The organism is Bradyrhizobium sp. 197 (assembly GCF_023073375.1).
Classification (GTDB): Bacteria; Pseudomonadota; Alphaproteobacteria; order Rhizobiales; family Xanthobacteraceae; genus Bradyrhizobium.
In genome coordinates, this window is record NZ_JADPJJ010000027.1 from 1 (window position 1) to 22,618 (window position 22,618).

General features: G+C 65.2%; 25 protein-coding genes. 16 read left to right on the plus strand and 9 right to left on the minus strand.

Features of this window, described 5'->3' with window-relative positions:
• Positions 1-117: 117 nt before the first annotated feature.
• From IVB27_RS06410 to IVB27_RS06435, 6 genes are all read right to left on the minus strand, one after another.
• On the minus strand, positions 118-960 hold the full coding sequence (locus tag IVB27_RS06410; protein WP_247442222.1) for a DUF2076 domain-containing protein: 843 nt from the start codon (positions 958-960) through the stop codon (positions 118-120).
• A gap of 127 nt (positions 961-1,087) precedes the next feature.
• A complete protein-coding gene (locus IVB27_RS06415; protein ID WP_247442224.1) occupies positions 1,088-1,933 on the minus strand; it encodes a ChbG/HpnK family deacetylase in 846 nt (281 codons plus the stop codon).
• Positions 1,930-2,976 carry a glycosyltransferase family 2 protein gene (locus tag IVB27_RS06420; protein ID WP_247442226.1) on the minus strand — a complete coding sequence of 349 codons (1,047 nt, stop codon included), beginning with the start codon at positions 2,974-2,976 and terminating at the stop codon, positions 1,930-1,932. Before IVB27_RS06420 ends, IVB27_RS06415 begins: the two co-directional genes overlap by 4 nt.
• Positions 2,977-3,063: 87 nt before the next feature.
• A complete protein-coding gene (gene hisG, locus IVB27_RS06425; RefSeq protein WP_247442228.1) occupies positions 3,064-4,041 on the minus strand; it encodes an ATP phosphoribosyltransferase in 978 nt (325 codons plus the stop codon).
• Positions 4,042-4,044: 3 nt separating this feature from the next.
• Complete coding sequence (locus IVB27_RS06430; protein ID WP_247442230.1) at positions 4,045-5,199, minus strand: ATP phosphoribosyltransferase regulatory subunit; 1,155 nt, start codon at positions 5,197-5,199, stop codon at positions 4,045-4,047.
• Between the two features lie 132 nt (positions 5,200-5,331).
• Entirely contained in the window at positions 5,332-6,102 is a 771-nt protein-coding gene (locus IVB27_RS06435; protein ID WP_247442231.1) for a 16S rRNA (uracil(1498)-N(3))-methyltransferase, read from the minus strand.
• A 210-nt stretch (positions 6,103-6,312) separates the two neighbouring features.
• On the opposite strand from IVB27_RS06435, the gene IVB27_RS06440 reads away from it, so the two are divergent.
• Together IVB27_RS06440 and ubiA are read left to right on the plus strand one after the other, a co-directional pair.
• Positions 6,313-6,978: a hypothetical protein gene (locus IVB27_RS06440; protein WP_247442234.1), complete on the plus strand. Its 666-nt coding sequence runs from the start codon at positions 6,313-6,315 to the stop codon at positions 6,976-6,978.
• On the plus strand, positions 6,975-7,907 hold the full coding sequence (ubiA, locus tag IVB27_RS06445; RefSeq protein WP_247442236.1) for a 4-hydroxybenzoate octaprenyltransferase: 933 nt from the start codon (positions 6,975-6,977) through the stop codon (positions 7,905-7,907). The genes IVB27_RS06440 and ubiA overlap by 4 nt, the downstream gene beginning before the upstream one ends.
• Here the strand turns inward: ubiA and IVB27_RS06450 are convergent.
• Complete coding sequence (locus tag IVB27_RS06450) at positions 7,904-8,422, minus strand: DUF6101 family protein (RefSeq protein WP_247343600.1); 519 nt, start codon at positions 8,420-8,422, stop codon at positions 7,904-7,906. The genes ubiA and IVB27_RS06450 overlap by 4 nt on opposite strands.
• A gap of 264 nt (positions 8,423-8,686) precedes the next feature.
• On the opposite strand from IVB27_RS06450, the gene IVB27_RS06455 reads away from it, so the two are divergent.
• The 8 genes from IVB27_RS06455 to IVB27_RS06490 all read left to right on the plus strand — a co-directional run bounded on the left by IVB27_RS06455 (position 8,687) and on the right by IVB27_RS06490 (position 16,390).
• Positions 8,687-10,090 carry a TldD/PmbA family protein gene (locus IVB27_RS06455; protein WP_247442238.1) on the plus strand — a complete coding sequence of 468 codons (1,404 nt, stop codon included), beginning with the start codon at positions 8,687-8,689 and terminating at the stop codon, positions 10,088-10,090.
• Positions 10,077-10,895, plus strand: coding sequence for a 3'(2'),5'-bisphosphate nucleotidase CysQ (locus tag IVB27_RS06460; RefSeq protein WP_247343595.1), 819 nt, complete (start codon positions 10,077-10,079; stop codon positions 10,893-10,895). Before IVB27_RS06455 ends, IVB27_RS06460 begins: the two co-directional genes overlap by 14 nt.
• Before the next feature lie 60 nt (positions 10,896-10,955).
• A complete protein-coding gene (locus IVB27_RS06465; RefSeq protein ID WP_247343592.1) occupies positions 10,956-11,198 on the plus strand; it encodes a DUF4170 domain-containing protein in 243 nt (80 codons plus the stop codon).
• Complete coding sequence (locus IVB27_RS06470; RefSeq protein ID WP_247442239.1) at positions 11,195-11,908, plus strand: lysophospholipid acyltransferase family protein; 714 nt, start codon at positions 11,195-11,197, stop codon at positions 11,906-11,908. The genes IVB27_RS06465 and IVB27_RS06470 overlap by 4 nt, the downstream gene beginning before the upstream one ends.
• Entirely contained in the window at positions 11,871-13,217 is a 1,347-nt protein-coding gene (locus IVB27_RS06475) for a 3-deoxy-D-manno-octulosonic acid transferase (protein WP_247442241.1), read from the plus strand. The genes IVB27_RS06470 and IVB27_RS06475 overlap by 38 nt, the downstream gene beginning before the upstream one ends.
• Positions 13,210-14,226 (plus strand): tetraacyldisaccharide 4'-kinase, encoded by a 1,017-nt coding sequence (gene lpxK / locus IVB27_RS06480; protein ID WP_247442243.1) that lies wholly within the window; start codon positions 13,210-13,212, stop codon positions 14,224-14,226. Before IVB27_RS06475 ends, lpxK begins: the two co-directional genes overlap by 8 nt.
• 422 nt (positions 14,227-14,648) lie before the next feature.
• On the plus strand, positions 14,649-14,984 hold the full coding sequence (locus tag IVB27_RS06485) for a GYD domain-containing protein (RefSeq protein ID WP_247442245.1): 336 nt from the start codon (positions 14,649-14,651) through the stop codon (positions 14,982-14,984).
• A 1,100-nt stretch (positions 14,985-16,084) separates the two neighbouring features.
• Positions 16,085-16,390 carry a hypothetical protein gene (locus IVB27_RS06490; RefSeq protein WP_247442247.1) on the plus strand — a complete coding sequence of 102 codons (306 nt, stop codon included), beginning with the start codon at positions 16,085-16,087 and terminating at the stop codon, positions 16,388-16,390.
• Positions 16,391-16,406: 16 nt separating this feature from the next.
• On the opposite strand, the gene IVB27_RS06495 is transcribed toward IVB27_RS06490, so the two are convergent.
• The gene (locus tag IVB27_RS06495) at positions 16,407-16,634 is read right to left on the minus strand and encodes a DUF2093 domain-containing protein (protein WP_247442249.1); all 228 of its coding nucleotides are present in this window, start codon (positions 16,632-16,634) and stop codon (positions 16,407-16,409) included.
• Between the two features lie 176 nt (positions 16,635-16,810).
• Between IVB27_RS06495 and IVB27_RS06500 the strand changes: the two genes are divergently transcribed.
• Positions 16,811-17,635, plus strand: a complete 825-nt coding sequence (locus IVB27_RS06500; protein WP_247343576.1) for a dienelactone hydrolase family protein — start codon at positions 16,811-16,813, stop codon at positions 17,633-17,635.
• A 166-nt stretch (positions 17,636-17,801) separates the two neighbouring features.
• Positions 17,802-17,951 (plus strand): hypothetical protein, encoded by a 150-nt coding sequence (locus IVB27_RS06505; RefSeq protein WP_247343573.1) that lies wholly within the window; start codon positions 17,802-17,804, stop codon positions 17,949-17,951.
• 248 nt (positions 17,952-18,199) lie between these two features.
• Here IVB27_RS06505 and xseA read toward each other — a convergent pair whose 3' ends face one another.
• Positions 18,200-19,840: an exodeoxyribonuclease VII large subunit gene (xseA, locus tag IVB27_RS06510; protein ID WP_247442259.1), complete on the minus strand. Its 1,641-nt coding sequence runs from the start codon at positions 19,838-19,840 to the stop codon at positions 18,200-18,202.
• Positions 19,841-19,958: 118 nt separating this feature from the next.
• On the opposite strand from xseA, the gene IVB27_RS06515 reads away from it, so the two are divergent.
• From IVB27_RS06515 to IVB27_RS06530, 4 genes are read left to right on the plus strand one after another with little or no spacing between them, the layout of a single operon-like run.
• On the plus strand, positions 19,959-20,969 hold the full coding sequence (locus tag IVB27_RS06515; RefSeq protein WP_247442251.1) for an alpha/beta hydrolase: 1,011 nt from the start codon (positions 19,959-19,961) through the stop codon (positions 20,967-20,969).
• A gap of 2 nt (positions 20,970-20,971) precedes the next feature.
• Entirely contained in the window at positions 20,972-21,493 is a 522-nt protein-coding gene (locus tag IVB27_RS06520; RefSeq protein ID WP_247442253.1) for a DUF2306 domain-containing protein, read from the plus strand.
• Positions 21,490-22,041, plus strand: a complete 552-nt coding sequence (locus tag IVB27_RS06525; protein ID WP_247442255.1) for a hypothetical protein — start codon at positions 21,490-21,492, stop codon at positions 22,039-22,041. The genes IVB27_RS06520 and IVB27_RS06525 overlap by 4 nt, the downstream gene beginning before the upstream one ends.
• Positions 22,041-22,340 (plus strand): winged helix-turn-helix domain-containing protein, encoded by a 300-nt coding sequence (locus tag IVB27_RS06530; RefSeq protein WP_247442257.1) that lies wholly within the window; start codon positions 22,041-22,043, stop codon positions 22,338-22,340. The genes IVB27_RS06525 and IVB27_RS06530 overlap by 1 nt, the downstream gene beginning before the upstream one ends.
• Positions 22,341-22,618 lie beyond the last annotated feature (278 nt).

The following is a 22,618-nucleotide window of genomic DNA, read 5'->3' on the forward strand; positions in this document are numbered from 1 at the left end:
CTCCGAGACCCGCATAATCCACCGAACCGCCGTATACGGACCCGTACGTACGGTGGTGTGGGAGGGGCGACGCCGCGAGGCGTCCCCCTATCCCGATTGAGGCCGGGCAGAACAGTGTCAGGCGTAATCGCTGCCGCCGTCGTCTCCGCCGCCAAAGTCGCTGTCGTCGGCAACGTCCACATTGTCGTCGTCGTAATTCTGATCGTTATTCTGATCGTTGTCGTTGTGATCGTTATTCGACGCCTGATCTGCGAAGTTTTGACGCGAATCCTCGCGATTGCCCGAGCCGATGTCGTTGAGACCGGCGTCGCGCGCGAGCGAGCCGCCGGACTGGTCGCTACCGCCCCAGGGGTTGCGGTCGCCCGTGACATTGGTGTCGCCGAAGGCCTGCTGGTGCGATCCGCCCATCACGCCGCGAATGCTGGAGAGCAGCAGTGAGCCGCCGACAACGCCGGCTGCGGCTGCCGCCGCCGTGCCGAGAAACGAGCCGCCGCCACCGCCGACTGGCGGGGCACCATAGCCCTGACCTTGACCCGGACCTTGTTGACCTGGACCTTGGCCGTAAGCCTGCCCATAAGGCGGCTGGCCATATCCCGGTTGACCCGGCTGCGTCGCCTGGCCGCTGTTCCAGACAGGGCGCGAGTCGCGCTGCGGCACGTTCGGAACCGAGCCGCGCGACGGGCCCCCGCCGAACAGCGTGTCGCGCATGGTATCCAGGAAGCCGCCGGACTGCGCTTGCTCGGGCGCCTGCCCCGCGTCCAGTTCCTGGATGCGGGCATGGGCCCGCTTCAGGGCTTCGTCCTGCAACAGCACTGTCTGCACCAGCGCATAGATGGCGCTGGGGGCCTTGCGCAGGCCGTCGGAGATTGCGGCGATCGCGTCGGGGTCGCGCGGTGCGTTTTCCAGTTTCGATAGCCGGTCAAAAAGCTCGTCGACGAGCTGGCGTTCCTGCGGCGTCATGGTCAGTCTCCCTCGCGCAAAACAAGCGCGAGGCAGATGTAGGGTTCCATTGTGGCCCCAACAGTGCCGGCCGGATTAAATTTCGGTATGCGACAAGCTGCCTCGCGGGGCCGGCTTTTCGCCGATTTCATCCCAGCGTGACGCTGCTGTCCGTCAGCAGGCGCGCAAAGGCTTCACTGGCGAGATAACCGTGTTCGCGCTCGCGGACATCCGTCATCGGGTCGAGGCCGGTAAGGACTTCGTCGACGAAGCCGGGATGACACATGATGAGGCCGCCATCCGGCAGGCCTTCGAGAAATTGCCGCATCAATGCACCGAAATCGGCCGCCTGCGTGAAATCATAGGCGCCGGCGAAGCCGGGATTGAAGCTGAGGCCCGCACTGCCGGCGCGGCGGCGGAATTGCGCGCTGAGGATATCGAGCACCATGGCTTTTGGTGAAGCCAGCCGCTGCATAAGCGGCAGGTCCCGGCCGCCCTGGCGCACCCAGGCTTTTGGCGCGGCTTCGGCGACCGCGTCGACAAAGCCGTCGCGCACCTGCGGATAGAGCTGCACATGCTGATGGCCGTCGACGAAGTCAGGCGCGCGCCCGAACGCTTTCGCGAAGGCTGCCAGCTGCGCCTTGACCTCGTTGCGAAAGAATTCACGGTCGAGCCTTCGCGCAAGGCCCGCGCGCAGCAGCTTTGGAAACGGCAGAAACATGTCGCCGTCGAGCGGGCGGAAATGCATGGTGAGCGGCCGGAATGGCGCCGACAATGTCACGTGCAATCCGATCGCGCAGCGTGGGCTCGCCTCCGCCGCGGCCTGGAGCGCCTCGATCTCGCTGCGTTCGATCGCAGGTCCCACCATCATCACCGACGTGGCGTTGAGACGGCCGCGCTCGATCAGGTCGCGGATGGCGCGATTGACGCCCGGACTGATGCCGTAATCGTCGGCGCAGAGCCAGATCCGCCGCGGACTCGCGGCCGCGCTCATTCGGCCGCCGTCCTCTTCGAGGCGTCGTCGGCCTTGTCGGTCTCGAAATGCTTTTGGCTGTGCTCGGCAACGAAGTAGATCGGGCGCGCCTTCAGCTCGGACAGGATCTTGCCGATATATTCGCCGACGATGCCGATCATGATGAGCTGCACGCCGCCGATTGTCATCAGGCCGATCACGAGCGAGGGATAGCCGGGCACCTGCTTGCCGGTGGTCAAGACCTCCCAAAGGATCGAGATGCCGAACAGGAAGGCGCCGCCGGCGAGGATCACGCCGAGCAGGCTGGCAAAGCGCAGCGGCGCCACCGAGAACGAGGTCACCCCTTCGATCGAAAGACCAAGCAGGCGCGCGGCGCTGAAGGTTGTCACGCCATGGGTGCGCGGCGCGGGCTCGTAATCGACGCGGATCTGGCGGAAGCCGATCCAGCTCGCGAGACCCTTGAAGAAGCGGTTGCGTTCCGGCAGCTGCCTGAGAGCCGCGACCGCCCGCGGCGACAGCAACCGGAAGTCCCCGGCGTCCTCCGGGATCTTTTGGCGGGCACCCCAATTGATCAGCGCGTAGAAGCCGCGTCCGGCGAGCCGCCGCAGGAAGGGCTCGTTGTCGCGATGCGCCTTGGCGGTATAGACAACATCATAGCCGTCCTCGATCCAGTGCCGCACCAGCTGCTCGACTAGCGCCGGCGGATGCTGGCCGTCGCCATCCATGAACAGCACCGCGCCGAGCCTGGCATGGTCGAGGCCGGCCATCAGCGCCGCCTCCTTGCCGAAATTGCGCGACAGCGAGACCACCTGGACGTCGACCGCGTCGGCCGGCAGCGAGTGGGCGATCGCCAGCGTCGCATCCGCGCTGCCGTCGTCGACATAGACGATTTCGCAGCCGAGCCGATAGCGTTGCCGCAGGGTCTTGGCGAGTTCGCAGATGCGCTGGTGCAAGGCGGCGAGGCCGGCCGCCTCGTTGTAGAGGGGGACGACAATCGACAGTCCCTTCGCGGCGGCGCTCGCCGCGGTGGTCGTCATGCCGGAAACGTCAGAGCCCAGCGTCATCGATCAAGGTTCCAGAGGCGTTCAAGGTCATCTCAACAGCATATGGTAGCTGCCGTTTGCTGTCGCTACGCTGAACGGACCTGAGGCTCACTGCCGCAGGAATGCCTCGAGTTTGGCGAACAGCGGGTTCTCCCGGTCGAACACGTAATCCAGCGAAACCACCGAGACGGTCTCGGCGCCATGCGCGCGCAGGAAGCTCGCGAGTGCATAGAGCTGGCCCGGCGGGCAGTGCAGCGTGAGCATGCCTGACGAGGTCGGCCCGCCGAAAGGGGCTTCGACGCCGAAGCGCTCGTGGGCCTCGGTGAGCATGGCGGCGTCGCACTGCCGGAAGCGGGTGCGGACCTCGCGGTATTTGTTGGCCCGCGCCCGCGCCGCGATGTGATCCAGGATGACGCGCGCGGTCTCCCGCGCCTGCGGCGACCAGTCGGCATCTTTCGACGCCACCAGATTGGCCTGGCTGCGCAGGATGATGCCGTCGTCGAGCACCCTGAGCCCGTTCGCGGCCAGTGTCGCGCCGGTCGTGGTGATGTCGACGATCAGCTCAGCGCTGCCGGCCGCGGGCGCGCCCTCGGTCGCGCCGGTGCTTTCGACGATGCGGTAATCGGTGATGCCCTGGCTCTGGAAGAAGGTGCGGGTGAGGTTGATGAACTTGGTCGCGACCCGCATCCGCATGTGATGCTGCTCACGAAAGCCGGTGGTGACGTCGTCGAGGTCGGCCATGGTGCGGACATCGATCCACGCCTGCGGCACCGCCACGACGACGTCGGCATAACCGAAGCCCAGCCCCTCGATCAGCGCGACGCGCTCGTCGGCGTCCGCAATGTTCTCGCGCACCAGATCTTCCCCGGTAACGCCGAGATGCGCCACGCCGCGGGACAATTGTGAGGCGATCTCACTCGCCGAGAGGTAGGCGACCTCGACATGATCGAGGCCCGCAATCGTGCCGCGATAGTCGCGTGCGCCGCCGGCCTTCGACAGCTTGAGCCCTGCACGGGCGAAGAAGGCTTCGGTGTTTTCCTGAAGGCGGCCCTTGGAGGGAACGGCCAGAACGAATGGCGCGCTCATGACTTAAGCTCCCACCTTGCGGCGGCCGATCCTGGTCAGCGCGTCCACCCAGACCGAGAAGCCGACTGCGGGGATCGGCTCGACTGAACCGAGTTGGGTCATGAGCCCGTCGTAGCGGCCGCCGGCAACCAGCGGCTCGGCGCCGTTGCCGCGGTGATGCAGCTCGAATTCGAAGCCGGTGTAATAGTCGAGACCGCGTCCGAACGCAGTCGAGAAGCGGGTCTGCTTCACGTCGATACCGCGCGCCGCCATGAAGCCGACCCGGCTTTCGAACTGGTCGATAGCGGCAGCGAGGTCCAGCTTCGCGTCAGTGGTGAGCGCGCGCAGTTCGGCGACAGCGTCGTCGGGATTACCGGTGATTCCGAGGAAGCGCTTGAGCACGGCGATGGCCTCGCGCGGGAGCGCGCCGCCCTTCAGCGTCGACTGCTCCAGGAAGCGGTCGGCGATCTCGGCCGTGGTGCGGCCGCCGACATTGGTGGTGCCGGCGATCGACATCAGATCGGTGACGAAGGCCAGCGCGGCCTTGCGGTCGGAGCCGGCCAGGGCTGCCAGCACGCCCTCATATTCGCTGCGGGTCGCAGGAGTTGCGGCTGCCAGCCGCTCCAGATCCTGCTCCAGGCTGATCTTGCGGTTGAAATCCTTGACCAGGCGGCGGCGCCAGACCGGATAGAGATCGAGCGCGTCGAGCAGCGCGTTGAACAGCGCCACGTCGCCGGTGCGGATCTCGACGTCGCGGACGCCGAAGGCCGCGGTTGCCTCCAGCGCCAACGCCAGCATCTCGGCATCGGCGGCGGCACGGTCCTGGCGGCCGAACGATTCGATGCCGGCCTGCAGGAATTCACTGGCCTGGCCGCTGCGGTAGCGGAACACCGGACCGAGATAGCTGAACCCGGCCGGCTGGCCGGCGCGGCTGGAGGCGAGGTAATCGCGCGCCACCGGAATGGTCAGGTCCGGGCGCAGGCAGAGCTCCTCACCGGACAGGTCCGTGGTCAGGTACAGGCTTTTGCGGATGTCTTCGCCGGAGAGGTCCAGGAACGGTTCGGCCGGCTGCAGGATCGCGGGCTCGGCCCTGACATAGCCGGCCTGCGCGAACGACAACAGCAGCGTGTCCGCCCAGGCGGCGGAGCCGGCAACATTTGAGGTGGCAGTCGCGGTCATCTCGGGGTCCATCGTCCCGGTGGAACCGGGCAGGGCAAGCAAGGGAAGCGAATTGCCGCAGGCCTTAGCATGGCCCGAAAGCGGTTTCGACCTCCAAAGGATCAATCGCTTAACGGTCGGCCAATGCCGGGATCAAGCCGTCTTGCCAGCCCAATCGCCTAGCACCGCCTGCACCAGCGCCAGCGCGGCCACCGCGGCCGTGTCGGCCCGCATGATCCGGGGTCCCAGCGCCAGCCGCAGGATTTTCGGCTGCCGCAGCAGCAGCGCCCGCTCTTCCTCGGCAAAGCCGCCCTCGGGGCCGATCAGCACGTCGATGCCATCTCTTCCTTGGTCGTGTCCCGCCTCGCGTGCGCCTTGCAGGCTCCGAATCGGGTTTTCGAGCTCCGCCGCCTCGTCGCAGAAGATCAGCAGCCTGCCGGCGGCGCGCTGGCTGAGGAAGCGCTCCAGCGGCGCCGGCTCGGCGACAGTGGCGATGCTGAGGATGCCGCATTGCTCGGCTGCCTCGACGACATTGGCGCGCATCCGCTCGGTATTGACCCGGGAGGCCTGGGTGAACCGGGTCAGCACCGGCTGAAGCGTGGCGGCGCCCATCTCGATGGCCTTCTGCACCATGTAGTCGAGCCGGGCATGCTTGAGCGGGGCGAAGACGTAAGTGAGGTCGGGCAGCCGGTCCTGGGCCCGGGTCTGCTGGAGGATGACGAGGCCGTCCGGTCGCTTGCGGCCTTCAATGGCGGCCTGCCACTCGCCGTCGCGGCCGTTGAACGCCAAGACCTCGGCCCCGGCGGCAAGCCGCAGCACATTGCCGAGATAATTGGCCTGATCTCGGTCGAGCTCGACCCTGCCGTCCTGGGCAAGGGGGGCGTCGACGAATAGGCGGGGGCCGCGGAAATCGTGGGAGGGCATCGTTCAAAGGTCCAATCTGTGGCCGTTCTTAACCGAAAGCAGTACTTTCGGGGTAAATATTGCCAAATTGGTGCGTCGGCGCGCCGCGCTCTTGCCCTATTCGGCGGGTTGTTAAGGGCCGGCGGGAATCGTAAAATCGCGAGCGCGCTGGTTGCGCTTCAATTGGGAAGACGCCGAATCCCGCAAGCTCCTGCCGGAGAGACTGCCTTGATGATCCGTCATTTGATGGTTCCAATCACTGCCGCCATGGTCACGATGGGTGCCGCTTGTGCCTATGCGCAGGGTTTCCCGGCGCCGTTGCCGGGTCAGGCCCCAACCAGTTCCGCGTTCCCGCCCGTGAATGGCTCCGCGCCCGTCGCCTCCGTCGGCGGCGCGCCGCAATCGTCCTTCCCCGTGAACGGCGCTGCGCCCGTCGGTGGCGGCACCGGCGCTTTCAGCGCGGCTCCGCCGACGCAAGGTGGTCCCGCCGAGGATTGCATGAAGGCGTTCATGCCTCTGCGTGAGGAAGCCGAAAAGCGCGGCAAGCTGATCAAGGTCGCAAGCGACCGTCACGCGCCGCCGGACGAGGCCTGCAAGCTGATCCGCAACTTCAGCCAGGCCGAATCCAAGATGGTCAAATACATCGAGGCCAACGCCGCCAAATGCGGGATCCCGCCGCAGGTCGGCGGGCAGATGAAGGATGGCCACAAGAACACTGAGGCCATGCAGGCGAAGGTCTGCAACGTCGCGCAGCAGATGCAGAACCAGCCGCGCGGTCCGGCCGGCCCGTCATTGAGCGAAGTGCTGGGCTCGTCGGCCTCGGCGCCCGAGGCCAATGCCGGCAAGAAGGGCGGCAGCACCTTCGACACACTCAACGGCAACGTCCTCACCCGATGAACGACACATCCGCCCGCGTTGCCGATTCCACCGGCAACTGGGTCGATACGCGCGCGCCGCAATGGGCGCGGCCTTATCTGCGCTTGTCCCGCTTCGATCGTCCGATCGGCTCCTGGCTTCTGTTGATGCCGTGCTGGTGGTCGGCGGCGCTCGCCGCCGGCATGGCGCATGACGTCGGCCGGCTGCCGCTCACCATCGTCCTGTTCTTGGTCGGCGCCTTCGTGATGCGGGGCGCCGGCTGTACCTGGAACGACATCACCGACCGCGATCTCGACGACAAGGTCGAGCGCACCCGCTCGCGGCCGCTGCCGTCGGGCCAGGTGAGCGCGAAGCAGGCGCTGGCCTTCATGGTCGCGCAGGCGCTGATCGGGCTCGTGGTGTTGCTGCAGTTCAACCGCTTCGCGATCCTGACCGGCATTGCCTCGCTGCTGATCGTCGCGATCTACCCGTTCATGAAGCGCATCACCTGGTGGCCGCAGACCGTGCTCGGGCTCGCCTTCTCCTGGGGCGCCCTGATGGGATTTGCCGTCACCTTCGGACGCATCGACGTCACCGCGCTCGTGCTCTATGCCGGCGCGATTTCCTGGGTGATCGGCTACGACACGATCTACGCGCACCAGGACGCCGAGGACGATGCGCTGATCGGCATCAAGTCCACCGCGCGCCTGTTCGGCACCCATACGCACCAGGCGCTGATCTTGTTCTACGGCCTTGCGGTGATGCTGATTGGCGTGGCGCTGGCGTCAGGCGATGCGCGCTGGCCGGCGTGGCTCGGACTGATGGCCTTCGCCATGCATCTGTCGTGGCAGATCGCGCGGCTGGATATCGGCGACGGCGAACTCTGCAAGCGCCTGTTCTATTCGAACCGCGATGCGGGATTTCTGCTGTTCGCGGGTTTGCTGGCCGACGCGGTGATGCGGGCGGCTTAAGTCCGCGCGATAATCTCGCGCTCATCGCGATGCACCGACAACTCCCGTGCGACACCGGTGCGCCGGCGCATCAAGAATTTCGGACGGCGGTCGCGGATCGCGTTGGCGCGGCGACGGCGCGGTGACGGCTTGCGTGCGCCTTCGTCGAGCTGCGGAAGCGCGAACAGCTCGCTCCAGATCGCCCATGCTTCGCTGAGCTCGTCGCCATCGGCGCTGACCAGCAGCGGAACGGAGAGCGAGGGATCGCGGTGCACGAGGACGAGGGACTGCGCCTCGTCATTGCCGCGTAGCGCGACGCCGGTGAAGTCGCTGACGCGGACGTTGATTGCCATCCGCATGCCGCGGACGGCACGGCGCAGCACGACGCGTTCGCGATGAAGCTCGATCTGCCGGACATATCCGTCGGCGCGCGGATCATGCGCATCGAAGCGGACCGGAAGGGAAAGGGGGTCGAGCCGCAGGGAGCGGCTCGACCCGGCGGGAGCGGTCCCGCTTGTTGCTGTTTGACGCCTCACGGCTTTAGTTCTCCCCGCCAGGATTATGTTCCCGGTCGATGTGAGGACCTTAGCGCGGGCGTTTCCGAAACCGCTTAAAAAGGCTGGTTAATCCAACCTCACCGCCGAGCATGATTGACAAGACCTTGGCGCGCATGATTGACGAGACGTTGCGCCAACTGTGCGAATCTGAACTTTCGGCGGGCTGAAAATGCTTGAAGTCCGCGCTATCAGGGCACATCTGTGGGTTCCGGTCCCGAACCCCGCCCCAACAGGATTTCGTTTGTGAACCCTTCACCAAGCTCGACGCTTTCGCCCAAGGATTCGTCCACATCCGGCCGCGACCTGTTTGACCAGTCTGCGCTCTCCGATCTCGCGCAGCGGCTGGTGGAGGCTGCCAAACGCGCCGGCGCAGATGCGGCCGATGCGGTCGCGGTACGTGGCGTCTCGCAAGGCGTCGAGGTGCGCGACGGCCGCGTCGAGGAATCCGAGCGGTCCGAGGGCGACGATGTCGGCCTGCGCGTGCTGGTCGGCCGGCGCCAGGCGGTGGTCTCGACCAACGACGCCAGCGGCGATGCCGTGACCACGCTTGCCGAACGCGCCGTTGCGATGGCGCGCGTTGCGCCAGACGATAAATATGTCGGTCTTGCCGATCCCGCGCTGCTCGCGCGCGACTTCCCCGATCTCGATCTGCTCGACCCCGACGTACCCGCAACCTCGGAGCTGGAGCGCCGCGCGCTCGAAGCCGAAGCCGCGGCGCTCAGCGTGAAGGGCGTGGCCAAATCCGGCGGCGCCTCGGCCTCCGCCGGCATGGGCGGCATGGTGCTCGTCACCAGCACCGGCTTCCACGGCTCTTATCTGCGTTCCAGCCAGGGCATCTCCGCCACCGCCATCGTCGGCGAAGGCACCGGCATGGAGCGCGACTACGATTTCACCTCGGCGCCGCATGGTGCGGACCTCTTGTCACCGGAGATCATCGGCCGTTCCGCGGGCGAGCGCACCGTGGCCCGCGCCAATCCGCGCAAGGTCGAGACCTGCAAGGTGCCTGTGGTGTTCGATCCGCGCGTCTCGGGCTCGCTGGTCGGTCACGTCGTCGGTGCCATCAATGGCGCTTCGATCGCGCGCAAGACCAGCTTTCTGAAGGACAAGCTCGGCCAGCAGCTGTTCGCCAGGAACATCCGCATCATCGACGACCCCCTGCGCAAACGCGGCCTGCGCTCGCAGACGTTTGACGCCGAAGGCGTTGCGGTGAAGAAGATCGCGCTGATCGACGAAGGCGTGCTGACGACTTGGCTGCTCGACTGCGCCACCGCGCGCGAGCTCGGCCTCACCACCACCGGCCACGCCCATCGCGGCGTGTCCTCCTCGCCGTCACCCGGGCCGTACAATCTGCATCTCGAACCCGGCACGCCGACGCCGGCCGAGCTGATCGCCGATATCAAGCAGGGCTTCTACGTCACCGATTTGATCGGCTCGGGCGTCAACGGCGTCACCGGCGATTACAGCCGCGGCGCCTCCGGCTTCTGGATCGAGAACGGCGAGCTCACCTATGCCGTTAGCGAGGTGACGATCGCCGGCCATCTGTTCGAGATCTTCAAGTCGATGCAGCCGGCGAACAATCTCGAGTTCCGCTACGGCGTCAATGCGCCGACGGTGCGCATCGAAAGTTTGACGCTTGGCGGACGCTGACGCGAACTCAACAAGCGAAACCGTCCTGACGCGCGACGCCGCGCTGCTGAGAGACACGGTGCGAGAGGCGGGCGCACTCGCGCGGTCGATGTTCCGCACCGAGCTGAAGAAGTGGACCAAGGGCGCGTCCTCGCCGGTCTCGGAGGCCGACATTGCCGTCAACGATCTCCTGGAAGCGCGCCTGCGCGCAGCGACGCCCGACTATGGCTGGCTGTCGGAGGAGAGCGCCGACGACGAGGTGCGGCTGTCGCGGCGGCTGACCTGGATCGTCGATCCCATCGACGGCACCCGCAACTACCTCAACGGCCATGACGAATGGTGCGTCAGCGTCGCGCTGGTCGAGGATGCCTTGCCGGTGCTGGGTGCGGTGTTCGCGCCGACCAGCGACGAGTTCTTCTTCGCGGCGCGCGGGCAGGGCACGACGCTCAACGGCAAGGCCGTGCGGGCGACGTCCGGATCCGATCTCGACTTCTCGCGTGTCGCGGGCCCGAAGCCCTTGGTCGAGCGCCTGAAGCCGTCACTGGGCGAGATCAAGCTGCATCCGCGAATCGGTTCGCTCGCGCTGCGGCTCTGCCGGGTCGCCCATGGCGCGCTGGATGCGGCTTTTGCGGGCGGCAACAGTCATGATTGGGACCTTGCGGCGGCCGATTTGATCGTGCAGGAAGCGGATGGTAGGATGAGCGACCTCTTCGGAGATCCCATCCTCTATAACCGCCGGGAAGTCACGCACGGGGTGCTGGTGGCAGCGGGTCGCGATCGTCATGCGAACATTGTCGCGCATTTTCGAAACCGCCCCTTGCCGTGAAGCGCTTTCTCGTGCTTGTCGAACACTGCTTTGCCGGGCAGCCCGTTAGGAACAGAACCGATGCCAGATAGTGCCCCGCAACAACTGCTCCACCTCGTCGTCGGCGGCGAGCTCGTCGATCTCGAGCACAACACCTTCAAGAACCTCGACGAGGTCGAGGTCGTCGGCCTCTATCCGAACTATGCGACGGCCCACGCCGCCTGGCGGGCCAAGGCGCAGAGCACGGTCGACAACGCGCAGATGCGCTATTTCATCGTCCATCTCCATCGGCTGCTCGACCCGAATCAAGAACCGGCGCGTTGAAAAAGCTGCTTCGCAATGCGCTGCGGAGCAGCTTCGTTCAGCGTGCCGTGGGAATCCTGGCGGCCGAATATCTGCGTCTGGTCTGGCGGACCAACAAATTCACGTTCGATCCGCCTGACGTCTATGACCGCGTCGAGCCGCAGATCCCGGCGATCTTCGCGTTCTGGCACGGCCAGCATTTCCTCACCCCCTTCATCAAGAACAAGGACTGGTACAAGGCCAGGGTCCTGATCTCCCGTCACCGCGACGGCGAGTTCAACGCGATTGCCGCCGAGCGGCTCGGCATCGGCACCATCCGCGGGTCCGGCGACCATGGCGGCGCATTTCACCGCAAGGGTGGGGTCGGGGCCTTCAAGGAAATGGTGCGGACGCTCCAGGACGGTTGTAATGTCGCGCTGACCGCCGATGTCCCCAAGCGCTCGCGCGTGGCCGGGCTCGGCATCATCATGCTCGCACGGGAATCGGGGCGGCCGATCATGCCTTTTGCGATGGCGACCAGCCGCTTCGTCCGGCTCGAGAACTGGGACCGCACCACCATCAACCTGCCGTTCGGGCGGGGCGCATTGGTCGGCATCAAGGAAATCCACGTTCCGCCGGATGCGGACGCCGCCACCATGGAAGCGCTGCGGCTCGAGCTGGAAGAGACCTTGAACGAGGCGACCCGGCGCGCCTATGCGCAACTCGGCCGCCCGGGACCTGCAGATGCCTAAATCGCTGCCCGGCTCGCTGCCGATGACGCTGCGGATGTATCGGCGGCTGGCTCGCGGCCTGGTGCCGCTCGCGCCTGCGCTGATCAAGCGACGCCTGAAACAGGGCAAGGAAGATCCCGCGCGTGTCGGCGAACGGCGGGGCCTGTCCCGGGACGTGCGGCCGCACGGCCCGCTGGTCTGGATTCACGGCGCCAGCGTCGGCGAGGTCCTGGCCGCTGCCGCGCTGATCGAGCGCTTGCGCGATCTCAATTTGCGCATTCTGCTTACCTCCGGCACCGTCACCTCGGCCGCGGTGGTGGCAAAACGCTTTCCGCCGGACGTCATCCATCAATACGTGCCGTATGATTCCCCGCGTTATGTCGCGCGCTTCCTCGACCATTGGAAGCCGTCGCTGGCGCTGTTCATCGAATCCGATTTGTGGCCGAACCTGATCCTGGCGGGCGCTGCGCGACGCGTGCCGATGGTGCTGATCAACGGGCGGATGTCGCCGCGTTCCTTCCCGCGCTGGCGCCGCATGCATGGTACCATCTCGGCGCTGCTATCGCGGTTCGACATTTGTCTGGCGCAGTCGAAGACCGATGCCGAGCGCTTCTCGACGCTCGGCGGCCGCGACGTCGTCACCACGGGCAATCTCAAGCTCGACGTTCCCGCGCCGCCGGCCGATCCCGCTAAGCTCGAACGGCTGATGGCGATGACGCGCGGGCGTCCGGTCATCGTCGCGGCCTCGACCCATCCGGGCGAGGAGGAGATGCTGGTGGCGGCCCATCGCAGCCTCGCCGGTTTCTTCCCGCAGCTTCTGACCGTGATCGTGCCGCGCCATCCGGATCGCGGCTCCTCGATCGCGGGCCTGATCACGGCGTCCGGCCTGAAGCCGCACCTGCGCTCGCGCGACGAGCTGCCGACTGCGACTACCGACGTTTATGTCGCCGACACCATGGGCGAACTCGGTCTGTTCTACCGCCTCTCGCCGATCGTGTTCATGGGCGGATCGCTGATCCGTCATGGCGGCCAGAATCCGATCGAGGCGATCAAGCTCGGCGCGGCCATCGTCCACGGTCCGCACGTCTTCAATTTCGCCGATGTCTACGAGGCGCTCGATCGCAGCGGCGGCGCGCGCCAGGCCGAGACGCAGGAACTGCTGATCAAGCAACTCGGGCAGTTGCTCGCCGATCCCACCGTGCGCGACAAGATGCATCGGTCGGGCGCCGGTGTAGTCGAGGATCTCGGCGGCGCGCTCAACCGCACCATGACCGCGCTCGAGCCCTATCTGTTGCAGTTGCGGATCGAGATGGGAGCCGCCAATGCGTGAGCCGGCCTTCTGGTACCGGCCACGTTCCCTCGAGTCGCGCGTATTATCGCCGCTGGGCGTGCTCTACGGCGCGATCACCGAACGGCGGATGCTGCGCGAGGGCGTGGACGCCGGCATCCCCGTAATCTGCGTCGGCAACTACCATGTCGGCGGCGCCGGCAAGACGCCGACCGTGCTGGCGCTGACGAAGCTCTTGCGCGAGCTTGGCGAGACGCCGGTGGTGCTCAGCCGCGGCTATGGCGGACGCCTGACGGGCCCGGTGATGGTCGACCGGATGCGTCACACCGCTTCCGACATCGGCGACGAGCCGCTGATGATGGCGCGCGACGTCCCTGTTGCAGTCGCGCGCGACCGCCTCGACGGCATCGTGCTGGCGAAGTCGCAAGGCGCCACCGTGATCTTGATGGACGACGGTTTCCAGAACCCGCGTGTTTTGAAGGACACCTCGCTGATCGTGATCGACAGCGAACGCGGCCTCGGCAATGGCAAGGTATTTCCGGCCGGGCCCCTGCGCGCACCGCTGAAGGCGCAGCTCGCGCGCACCGACGCGATAGTGCTGATCGGCGGTGGCCGCGCCGCCAACGATGTCGCGGCCGAGCTGGCCAAGCGCAACAAGCCGGAGCTGCGCGCGCGGCTGAAGCCGGATGCCGGGTCGGTCGCAAGACTGTTGGGCAAGCCGGTGTTCGCGTTCGCCGGCATCGGCGATCCCGAACGATTCTTCCGCACGCTACGCGCTGGCGGTATCGAGGTCGCGCGCACGCGCGCCTTCGCCGATCATCACATGTTTTCAAACGACGAGATCGCAGCCCTCGCCGCGGAGGCGCGGCGCGAGCAGGAAATCCTGGTGACGACGGAAAAGGATCTCGCACGCCTGCACGGCCGCGAAGGCGTGCCCGACGGCATCGTGCCTTTCGCCGTCCAGCTCGAGTTCGATGATCCGGCCGCGCTCCGGCAGCTGATCAGCAATCATCTCTACAAGGCGCGCGAGCGGCGGTTCGGCAGGCGATGATTCTGTAGGGTGGCCAAAGCGACTCCGCCATAGCCCAAAGAGCGAAGGCGAAGACGCGCCCCGTATCCATGCCGCCCCGAACGACCGGAAGCAAAGTATCTCGGAGAAAGATCAGATTGCACGTCGCTCTCGCCTTAGTGGATTGTGGACGCCACGGTGTGATGGAAAAACAGATCACTCGGCGTGATGCGACAACTGACAGGGGCGACATGTCGCGGCTGATGAATTCTCTTCCGCACGTTCGGGAGTTGATGTAGCCTCGCATGAGAGCCATCACCGGGACGTGCCGAACTCCCGGAAATTATCGACGGCGTTTATGCCCACGGCGGGCAGTACCTTCATCTTTTCAGATGCTGCGGCCGTAACGACCGGTTCGGAACGGCAGGGAAAGTCATTGCCAAAAACCCAGAGGAGGACATGCCATGCATTTTTGCCTCACCGGACAATACACACCACGCGCTCTCAATGCCATTTTGGAGAATCCCACGATCGATCGCCAGGAGGCGGCAAGAAAACTCGTCGAAGCGGCCGGCGGAAAGCTGATTTCGATGTTCAGCGTTGCTGCCGACGGCCCAGGCGTTTTGGTAATTTTCGATGTGCCTGATCCGAGTGCGGCTCCGGCCATTTCCGGCCTGACTGTTACGGCGGGTACCCTGCAGAACGTGAAGCTGACGCGGCTGTTCACGCAGGACGAGATCAAGCAGGTCCGCCAGAACGCGGCGAAGCTGCGTTCTTCGTATACCCCGCCCGGAAGCTGACATCTGGATCTAAAGCGAAGCCGCCGCAGTCGAACGAAGCGGCGGCAACGCTCACCTCACAGCAAGAATCATGTCTGCAAATCGAGGCGAAGCGAAGTCCTTCCAGCGTCCATTGACGGACCATGCTGAACGGCGCGTGCTGCATCCGGCGCCATAGATCCGACCGAACGTGCTTGCCAGCGCCTCGGTACGACCTGCGATCGCGGTTCAGCTATCAATCATGCTCACCACGCCCCAACGGCCATCAATCCGATAATGGTCAGGCACGAGACGCAGGCCACCATGACGGTATAGTACTCGGCTGTATTCATTGCTGCCTCCCAAACTGTTGCCAATTGCTTGGTCACTGCTATGCGGGAGAGATCGCCGGTCTCGGGGCCGCTTCAATTCGGCGCGCCGCGACTGGTCTTGCGTTGTGCGTCCGTCCTCTCATCGTCACCCTGATCCGGATGATGATGCGCTTCGAGAGCTTCAGAGCGTTCAGCTGCGATCAGAAGCTGTTTCCGCATTTCAGCGAGGCGGGCGCGGCAATATTCACGATAGAGCAGGTCTAGTATGGTGGGCATGATCAGCCCCCGTCGTTTGACTTTCGATTTACAGATATTCCACCGCGATTTTCGAGGTGATCGTAGCCCGTCAGATGGCTCTTCGTTATGAGCCCGTTCACAGACTGCGCCAATTCCAAAGCTCAATAGCCGTTTGGTTGACTTGATTGTCTGTGCGATAAAAGAGCAGGGCTAGTTACCTAAGGTCTCACTATAGCAGCGCTCTGTTTCACCAAGACTTCGTCAAACAACCTGAGAGCGCCGACCGCAACAAAGAATCCAACCACAACGCGAAATAACTAACCACGGAGTGCAAGCACTATTCGATGCAACGCGGATTGGCACGACGGAGATCATTTGCTGTGAGACGCGCACTTCAGGCGCGCGCGAACACCGTCGCGACGCCGATGCGAACCATTCCCATACCTCGCGATAAGCTGCACCTGTCGTGCTACGCCGGCAGGGCAGCTGCGCTTTGCCCATCCGACAGCAGCCTGCCATTCAGGCGCCATTCATCGCAAGCTCCTATCGTTTTCAGACGTTCGGGAGAATTCGATGAAGTTGTCGTTCGCCGCCGTCGCCGCCGGCCTTGTGTGTCTGATCATTGTGCCCGTGTTTGCACAAACGGCTCCGCCGGCTACTCAAACCGCCCCGGTTCCGGTTCCCGCGACCAAGCGCGTGACGTGCCTCAGCTCAACGCAAAATATGAAGGGGCAGGACAAGCGCGACCAGATGCAGCTCTGCATGGCGCAGGCGCGGGTCGATTGCCTGAAGCAGGCGATCGACCAGAAGGTCGTCGGCGAGATCAGGAAGAGCTTCATCAAGACTTGCGTGGGCGCGGATGGCACGGAGCAGCACTAGAAGCGCGCCCGCGGCCTTACGATTGCGGCTTCGGCGCGCCGGGGTAATGCCGCTCGAGCACGGCGCCGGGCGTGGCGTAGGCTTCCTGCAGGTCCACGCTCCAGTACTTCAACTCGTCGAGCGGGATGCGCGTGTCGGTGATGGCGCAGCGCACGAAGGTCCCCGGCGAGATCACACGGAAGTCGCCGTCGAGATATTGCACCTGCGCTTCGCCATGGCCCGAGGGGCCGAACTTGTTCAGCACGGTCGAAAGTCTCCGTGGAAGGCCGCTCCGTGGAAGACCCTGGAGGGCACGATGTGTCGGACGGGATGTAGCATAAATAGGGTGGCTTGTCCGCCCGGTAAACCCACCGGTTTGTGATGTTTTGGCGCCGTTTCCGCGTGATAGTGCTTGAGCGAAGGATCCAACGGCAGAGTCCGATGCGCCTTCCGTTAACCGCCCTGTTCCTGACGTTCCTGATATCGGCCGCGCAAGCGTCGCCGGCGCCGCAGCAGGTCGAGATTCCGCTGGCGTCGGGCGTGCTGCATGCGCAGCTCTACAAGCCTGAGGGCACGGGGCCGTTTCCGGCCGTGATCGCGCTCCACGGCTGCGGCGGGCTCGGCGGCCATTCCGATTCCGTGCTGTCGCGCTATCGCGACTGGGCCGAGCGTCTGCTCAAGTCCGGCAACGCCGTGCTGCTCCCTGACAGCTACGGCTCGCGCGAGCTCGGGCCGCAATGTCGCGTCAAGGAGATGCACGTCAAGGCGCGGCGTGAGCGCGTTGCCGACATCGCGGCTTCGCGCGCCTGGCTGATGAAGCAAAGCTGGGTGGTGCGCGACCGCGTCAGCCTGATGGGTTGGGCGAATGGCGCCAGCGCGCTGCTCTGGGCCGTGCGTCCGCAGGGTGCTGCGCGCGACGCTGGTCCCGATTTCCGCGCCGCGATCGCGTTCTATCCGGACTGCAGGATTTCCGCGGGTTTGGGGTGGAGCACGCGAGTGCCGACTTTGGTGCTGATCGGCGCCAATGACGACGTGTCGTCGCCGCCGGCCTGCCGCCAGATGGTCGAGGGCGCGCATGGGCGCAGCGCGCTCGCACGCATCGTGGTCTATCCCGGCGCCTATCACGATTTCGACCGCGCCAACACGCCGCTGCACGCAGCTGCCGGCAGCACCGACGCCGCCGCACCCGAGCACGGTCATCTCGGCACCGATGCGGTAGCGCGCGCTGAGTCGCAAAACGAGGTCGCGGAGTGGCTGGCGCGGTAGTGCGAAGCGGGGCCGCCCGAAGGAACAACAGCGGGCAGCCCCGCATCGACCACCGCCCTGCACGGCAATTGATGGCCGACTGTAACTCTACGGATCGCGCGCCGATGCGGTTTCAACATTTGAGGACGCCATCATTCGACCACGATGTCGATTAAACGCATCTTCCATGCGCAACCACTTCGTCCTGTTCTCCTCCGCACTGATTGTCTTCACCGTCGCGGTCTTCCTGTTCGAAGCCCATGCCGGCGCGCCGCAACTCGCGCCGGAACATTGCGGCTTCTGGACCACGATCGACGCGGGATTGTCCTGCCGGTAGGTAGGCACTCCGTCATTGCGAGCGGAGCGAAGCAATCCAGAGTCTTTCCGGTGAGGGATTCTGGATTGCTTCGCTCCGCTCGCAATGACGGGGATGGGGCTGCATTTGCACGCACACTCGCTGTCATCGCCCGGCTTGACCGGGCGATCCAGTACTCCGAGACGTCAGTGGCTCATCGAGAGGCTGCGGCGTACTGGATTCCCCGCCTGCGCGGGGAATGACACGGAGGGCGGAGCAGCGCCGCGCCTCTAGAATAAATTACCCTGATCCACCGGCTTGCCCGCGCGCTTCGGTGCGGGTTTGGTGTCCTGCGCGGCGGGCTTCGACTGCGTTGGCGCACGCTTCGCCGCGGGCGCAGGCCGATCCGCATCCGCCGTCGCGGCCACACGGCCATCCGCAAACTCGATCTCCATCCGCGCATTCGGCCCGACGCTGTCGGCCGAGTGCAGGGGATGGCCGGCTTCATCGCGCACCAGCGCAAAGCCGCGCGCGAGCACGCCGCGATAGGACAAAGCGGAGAGCAGCTTGCCGCTGTTCTCGACGCGGGCATCCAGCCGCTGCAGCAACGTGACCAGCGCGCGGCCCGCGCGCTCGGCAAGTCGATGCGTGCGCTCGCGCTGACGCGCAATCGCGTTGCGTTGTGCCTGCGCGTTGGAGAGCTTTGAGGCGCGCAAGCGCACCTCCAGCCCGGCAAAGCGGTCGCGCCGACGCCGCAGCAGCGAGCGCGTGGACAGGCCGAGCCGCTCGCCGCACACGGTGAGGCGATGATCGGCCTGCGCGATCTGGCCGTGCAGCACCCGCAGCGTCAGCTTGGCGCCGGCGGCGGTGAACCGGCGGAAATGCGCATGCGTGTTGGCCTTGAGGCAGCGGGGCAGGGACGCACCCGCCGAATCCAGCCGCTGCCGCGGGATCGCCAGCAGGTCGCCGGCTGCCGGCAGCGCGCGCGCGGCGGCACGCAGCTCGCTGCGGCGGCTCTCATGGGCGCGCTGCCAATAGGCGCGGGTGCGTCGCCCGAGATCGGCGACCTCGACAAAGAGATCGCTGCGCACCGGCACCGCCATTTCGGCTGCCGCCGTCGGCGTCGGCGCGCGCTTGTCGGCGACGAAATCGATCAGCGTGATGTCGGTCTCGTGGCCCACCGCCGAGATCAGCGGGATCATGCTCTCGGCCGCGGCGCGGACCACGATCTCCTCGTTGAACGACCACAAATCCTCCAGCGAGCCGCCGCCGCGCGCGACGATCAGCACGTCGGGGCGCGGAATCTTGCCGCCCTCCGGCAGCGCGTTGAAGCCGCGGATCGCGGCCGCGACCTGCTCGGCGGAGCCTTCGCCCTGCACCTTGACCGGCCACACCAGCACGTGGCGGGGAAAGCGGTCCTCCAGGCGGTGCAGGATGTCGCGGATGACGGCGCCGGTCGGCGAGGTCACGACTCCGATCACCTCCGGCAGCCAGGGCAGCAGCTGTTTTCGCGCTTCGTCGAACAGGCCTTCGGCGGCGAGCTTCCTCTTGCGCTCCTCCATCAGCGCCATCAGGGCGCCGATGCCGGCCGGCTCCAGCGCCTCGATCACGATCTGGTATTTCGAGGAGCCCGGATAGGTCGTGAGCTTGCCGGTGGCGATGACCTCGAGCCCCTCCTGGGGCTTGAAGCGCATCCGCCCGTGCACGCCCTTCCAGATCACCGCCTCGATCTTGGCGCTCTCGTCCTTGAGCGCGAAATAGCAATGGCCGGAGGAATGAGCTCCGCGGAAGCCGGAGATCTCGCCGCGGACCCGGACATGGCCATAGGTGTCCTCGACCGTCCGTTTCAGGGACTGCGAGAGCTCGGAAACGGTGAATTCGGGGGTGTTGAGCAGAGGCTCTGCAGGCGGCATCGGCAAACGATTCGGCATTTGGGGATCAGACCCGACGTTAAGGATTTTTACAGCGCCGCGCCAATCCGGGGATTGATTGAGAGAGTACTCTGTATTATAGAGTTCTCTATATTTAATCAGTTTGAGGGAGTAGATCATGGCAATCCGACTGCTACGCGGCGTTTTGAGCGGACTGAAATGGGCCTTGTGTGCGGTCGGCGGTGTCGCGCTGATCCTGACCGCGATGATCGCAACGCCGCTGGAGCGGCCGCCGGAGATGCGATCGGTCTCCGACTCCGCCAAGGGCATCGATTGGTCCACGCTGCCGGCCCTGGAGCGCTTTCAGGCCCGAGACGGCACCTGGATCGGTTTTCGCCACTACGTTGCCAGCGGCCCCGCGACGGGCCGTGGCGCGATCTTCATCCACGGCTCCTCCGGCTCCAGCGGCACCGTCAATCATGCGCTGACCCATGCGATCGCCTCGCGCGGGGTGGAGACCTGGGCGCTCGACATCCGCGGCCATGGCGGCTCCGGCACGCGCGGCGACATCGGCTATGTCGGGCAGCTCGAAGAGGACCTCGTCGACTTCGTCGCTCAAATCCGCAAGACCGCGCCGGATCTGCCGCTCACTTTGATCGGCCATTCCGCCGGTGCCGGCTTCTCGCTGCGCGTCGCAGCGACCCCCATCATGCAGGACATGTTCGTGCGCACGGTGCTGCTCGCACCTTATCTCGGCTACGACGCACCGACCAACAAGCCGCATGCCGGCGGCTGGGCCAATTTCGACCTGCCGCGCTTCCTCGGGCTCGCCGCGCTCCGCAAGCTCGGCATCGACTGCTGCGCGCAGCTTCCGGTGCTCGCTCTCGCCGTGCCGGCGAGTTCGGCAAAGTATCTCGTCTCCACCTATTCCGACCGCCTGACGCGCAATTTCGCGACGCGCGGCTATCGCGTCGATCTTCCGGCGGTAACGCATCCGATCACGGTCTTCGGCGGCGCCGAGGACGAGATGATGATTTCGGATAAATACGCGGAGACCGTGCAGGCCATCAAGCCGTCGCTCGACGTCAAGATCATCGACGGCATCAACCACATGGGCATCGTCACAAACCCGAAGGCGATCTCGGTCATCGCCGAGGATGTGGCAACGCGGGGCGCGGCGGGGAGCTGACGATGATTGCGCATTCGACAGTCGCAGCCACAATCCATGTCACGCTGGCGCTGCTGTGCGCCGTTGTCGGGTTCATTCAGTTCGTGCGTCCCAAGCGTGGCGCAGGCCATCGCGCGCGCGGCTACTTCTACGTCTATGCGATGCTGGTCTCGGATGTTGCGACCTTGCTGGTCTATCGGTTCACCGGCCACTTCACGATGTTCCACGTCGCCGCGATCGTGAACTTTACCTGTATCGTACTAGCGGTCGTTCCGCTCCTGCGCACTCCGAGGCCCTCGAACTGGCTAACTGCCCATTATTACTTTATCGCCTGGTCCTACCCGTCATTGATGTCGGCAGGGCTCATCAACATGGCGGCGCGGTTGCTGCCGCTGACAACGCGGGGACAGGTTGAATTGACGGCACTGCTCGTGTCGATCGCCACGATGACGATCGCGTATGTCCTGATCCGGAAGAACCGGCCTGCATCGGACCAGCTAACGGGGGCCGCCATGCCGGCCGGACAGAGTGGAGTGCAGACGTGATCGACAGCAAGCAAGCCACGGAAGCGCTGGCCGACATCGACGATACCGTTCGCCGCCTGCGGCAGTCGCTAATCTACCGGTTCACCAGCGCCATCATGTTGATGTGGGGTATTCTCGTCTTCGCAGGCAACATCTCGGGCTGGCTCTGGCCTCGCTATGGGCTTTATTTCTGGATCGCGGTCTATGTCCTGGCGACGGCCGGCCTCTTCGCGATCAGCGCGCGCAATTATGCGCAATCCCGCATTCGCACCTTCGACCGCCGTTACCTGCTGACGCTCCTGTTCATCGTCGCCTTCGGCATCTTCTGCTGCGTCTTCGGCCAATTCTCACCGCGCCAGCAGACCACGTTCTGGCCGGTCTACATCATGATGTTTTACATGATCGCCGGCGCGTGGTTCGGCTATGCCTTCATCGTCATCGGCGCTTCGATCATCGCTCTGACGCTGATCGGTTATGTTTTCATTCCCGGGCTTCCGTTCCTGTTGTGGATGGCGGTCGTCAATGGCGGCGGGCTGGTCGTCGGTGGCCTCTGGATGCGGCGGAACTGATGGCCGAGCTCGACGACATCATCCACCAGCCGCTGCGGCTGAAGATCATGGCGGCGCTGAACGCGCTGCCGACGGGCGCAGGCCTGGAATTCGCCCGCCTGAAGAAGCTCACCGGCGCCACCGACGGCAATCTCGGCGCGCATATCGAGACGCTGGCGAAGGCAGGCTACGTCTCAGTGGAGAAAGCCTTCGTCGGCAAGAAGCCGCAGACCACGGTGACTGCCACCGCCGCCGGCCGCGGCGCGTTCGCGCGGCATGTGACGACGTTGCAGGAGATCATTGCGGGGAAGCAGGTGTAGGCTCCGCTGTCATCGCGGTGCTGATTGTTGTGCCCTCGCCCCTTGCGGGAGAGGGCAACTCCGCTGGTCAATAGAGGCTCACTTGGGTGAGGTTTCTCGTCCTGCTCCCACTTGAGTCTGCGAATACAATGACCGTGCGCTAAGCTATATCAACTGGATGCTTTGGCCTTGGAATTTAGAGCGTTGGACTGCACCCCTGGAATGAGACACGGTAATTGCGGTGACAGGCTCATTTCGAGGATGACCTGTGGCAGCAAGAGGAAAGAACCGTCGGTTTC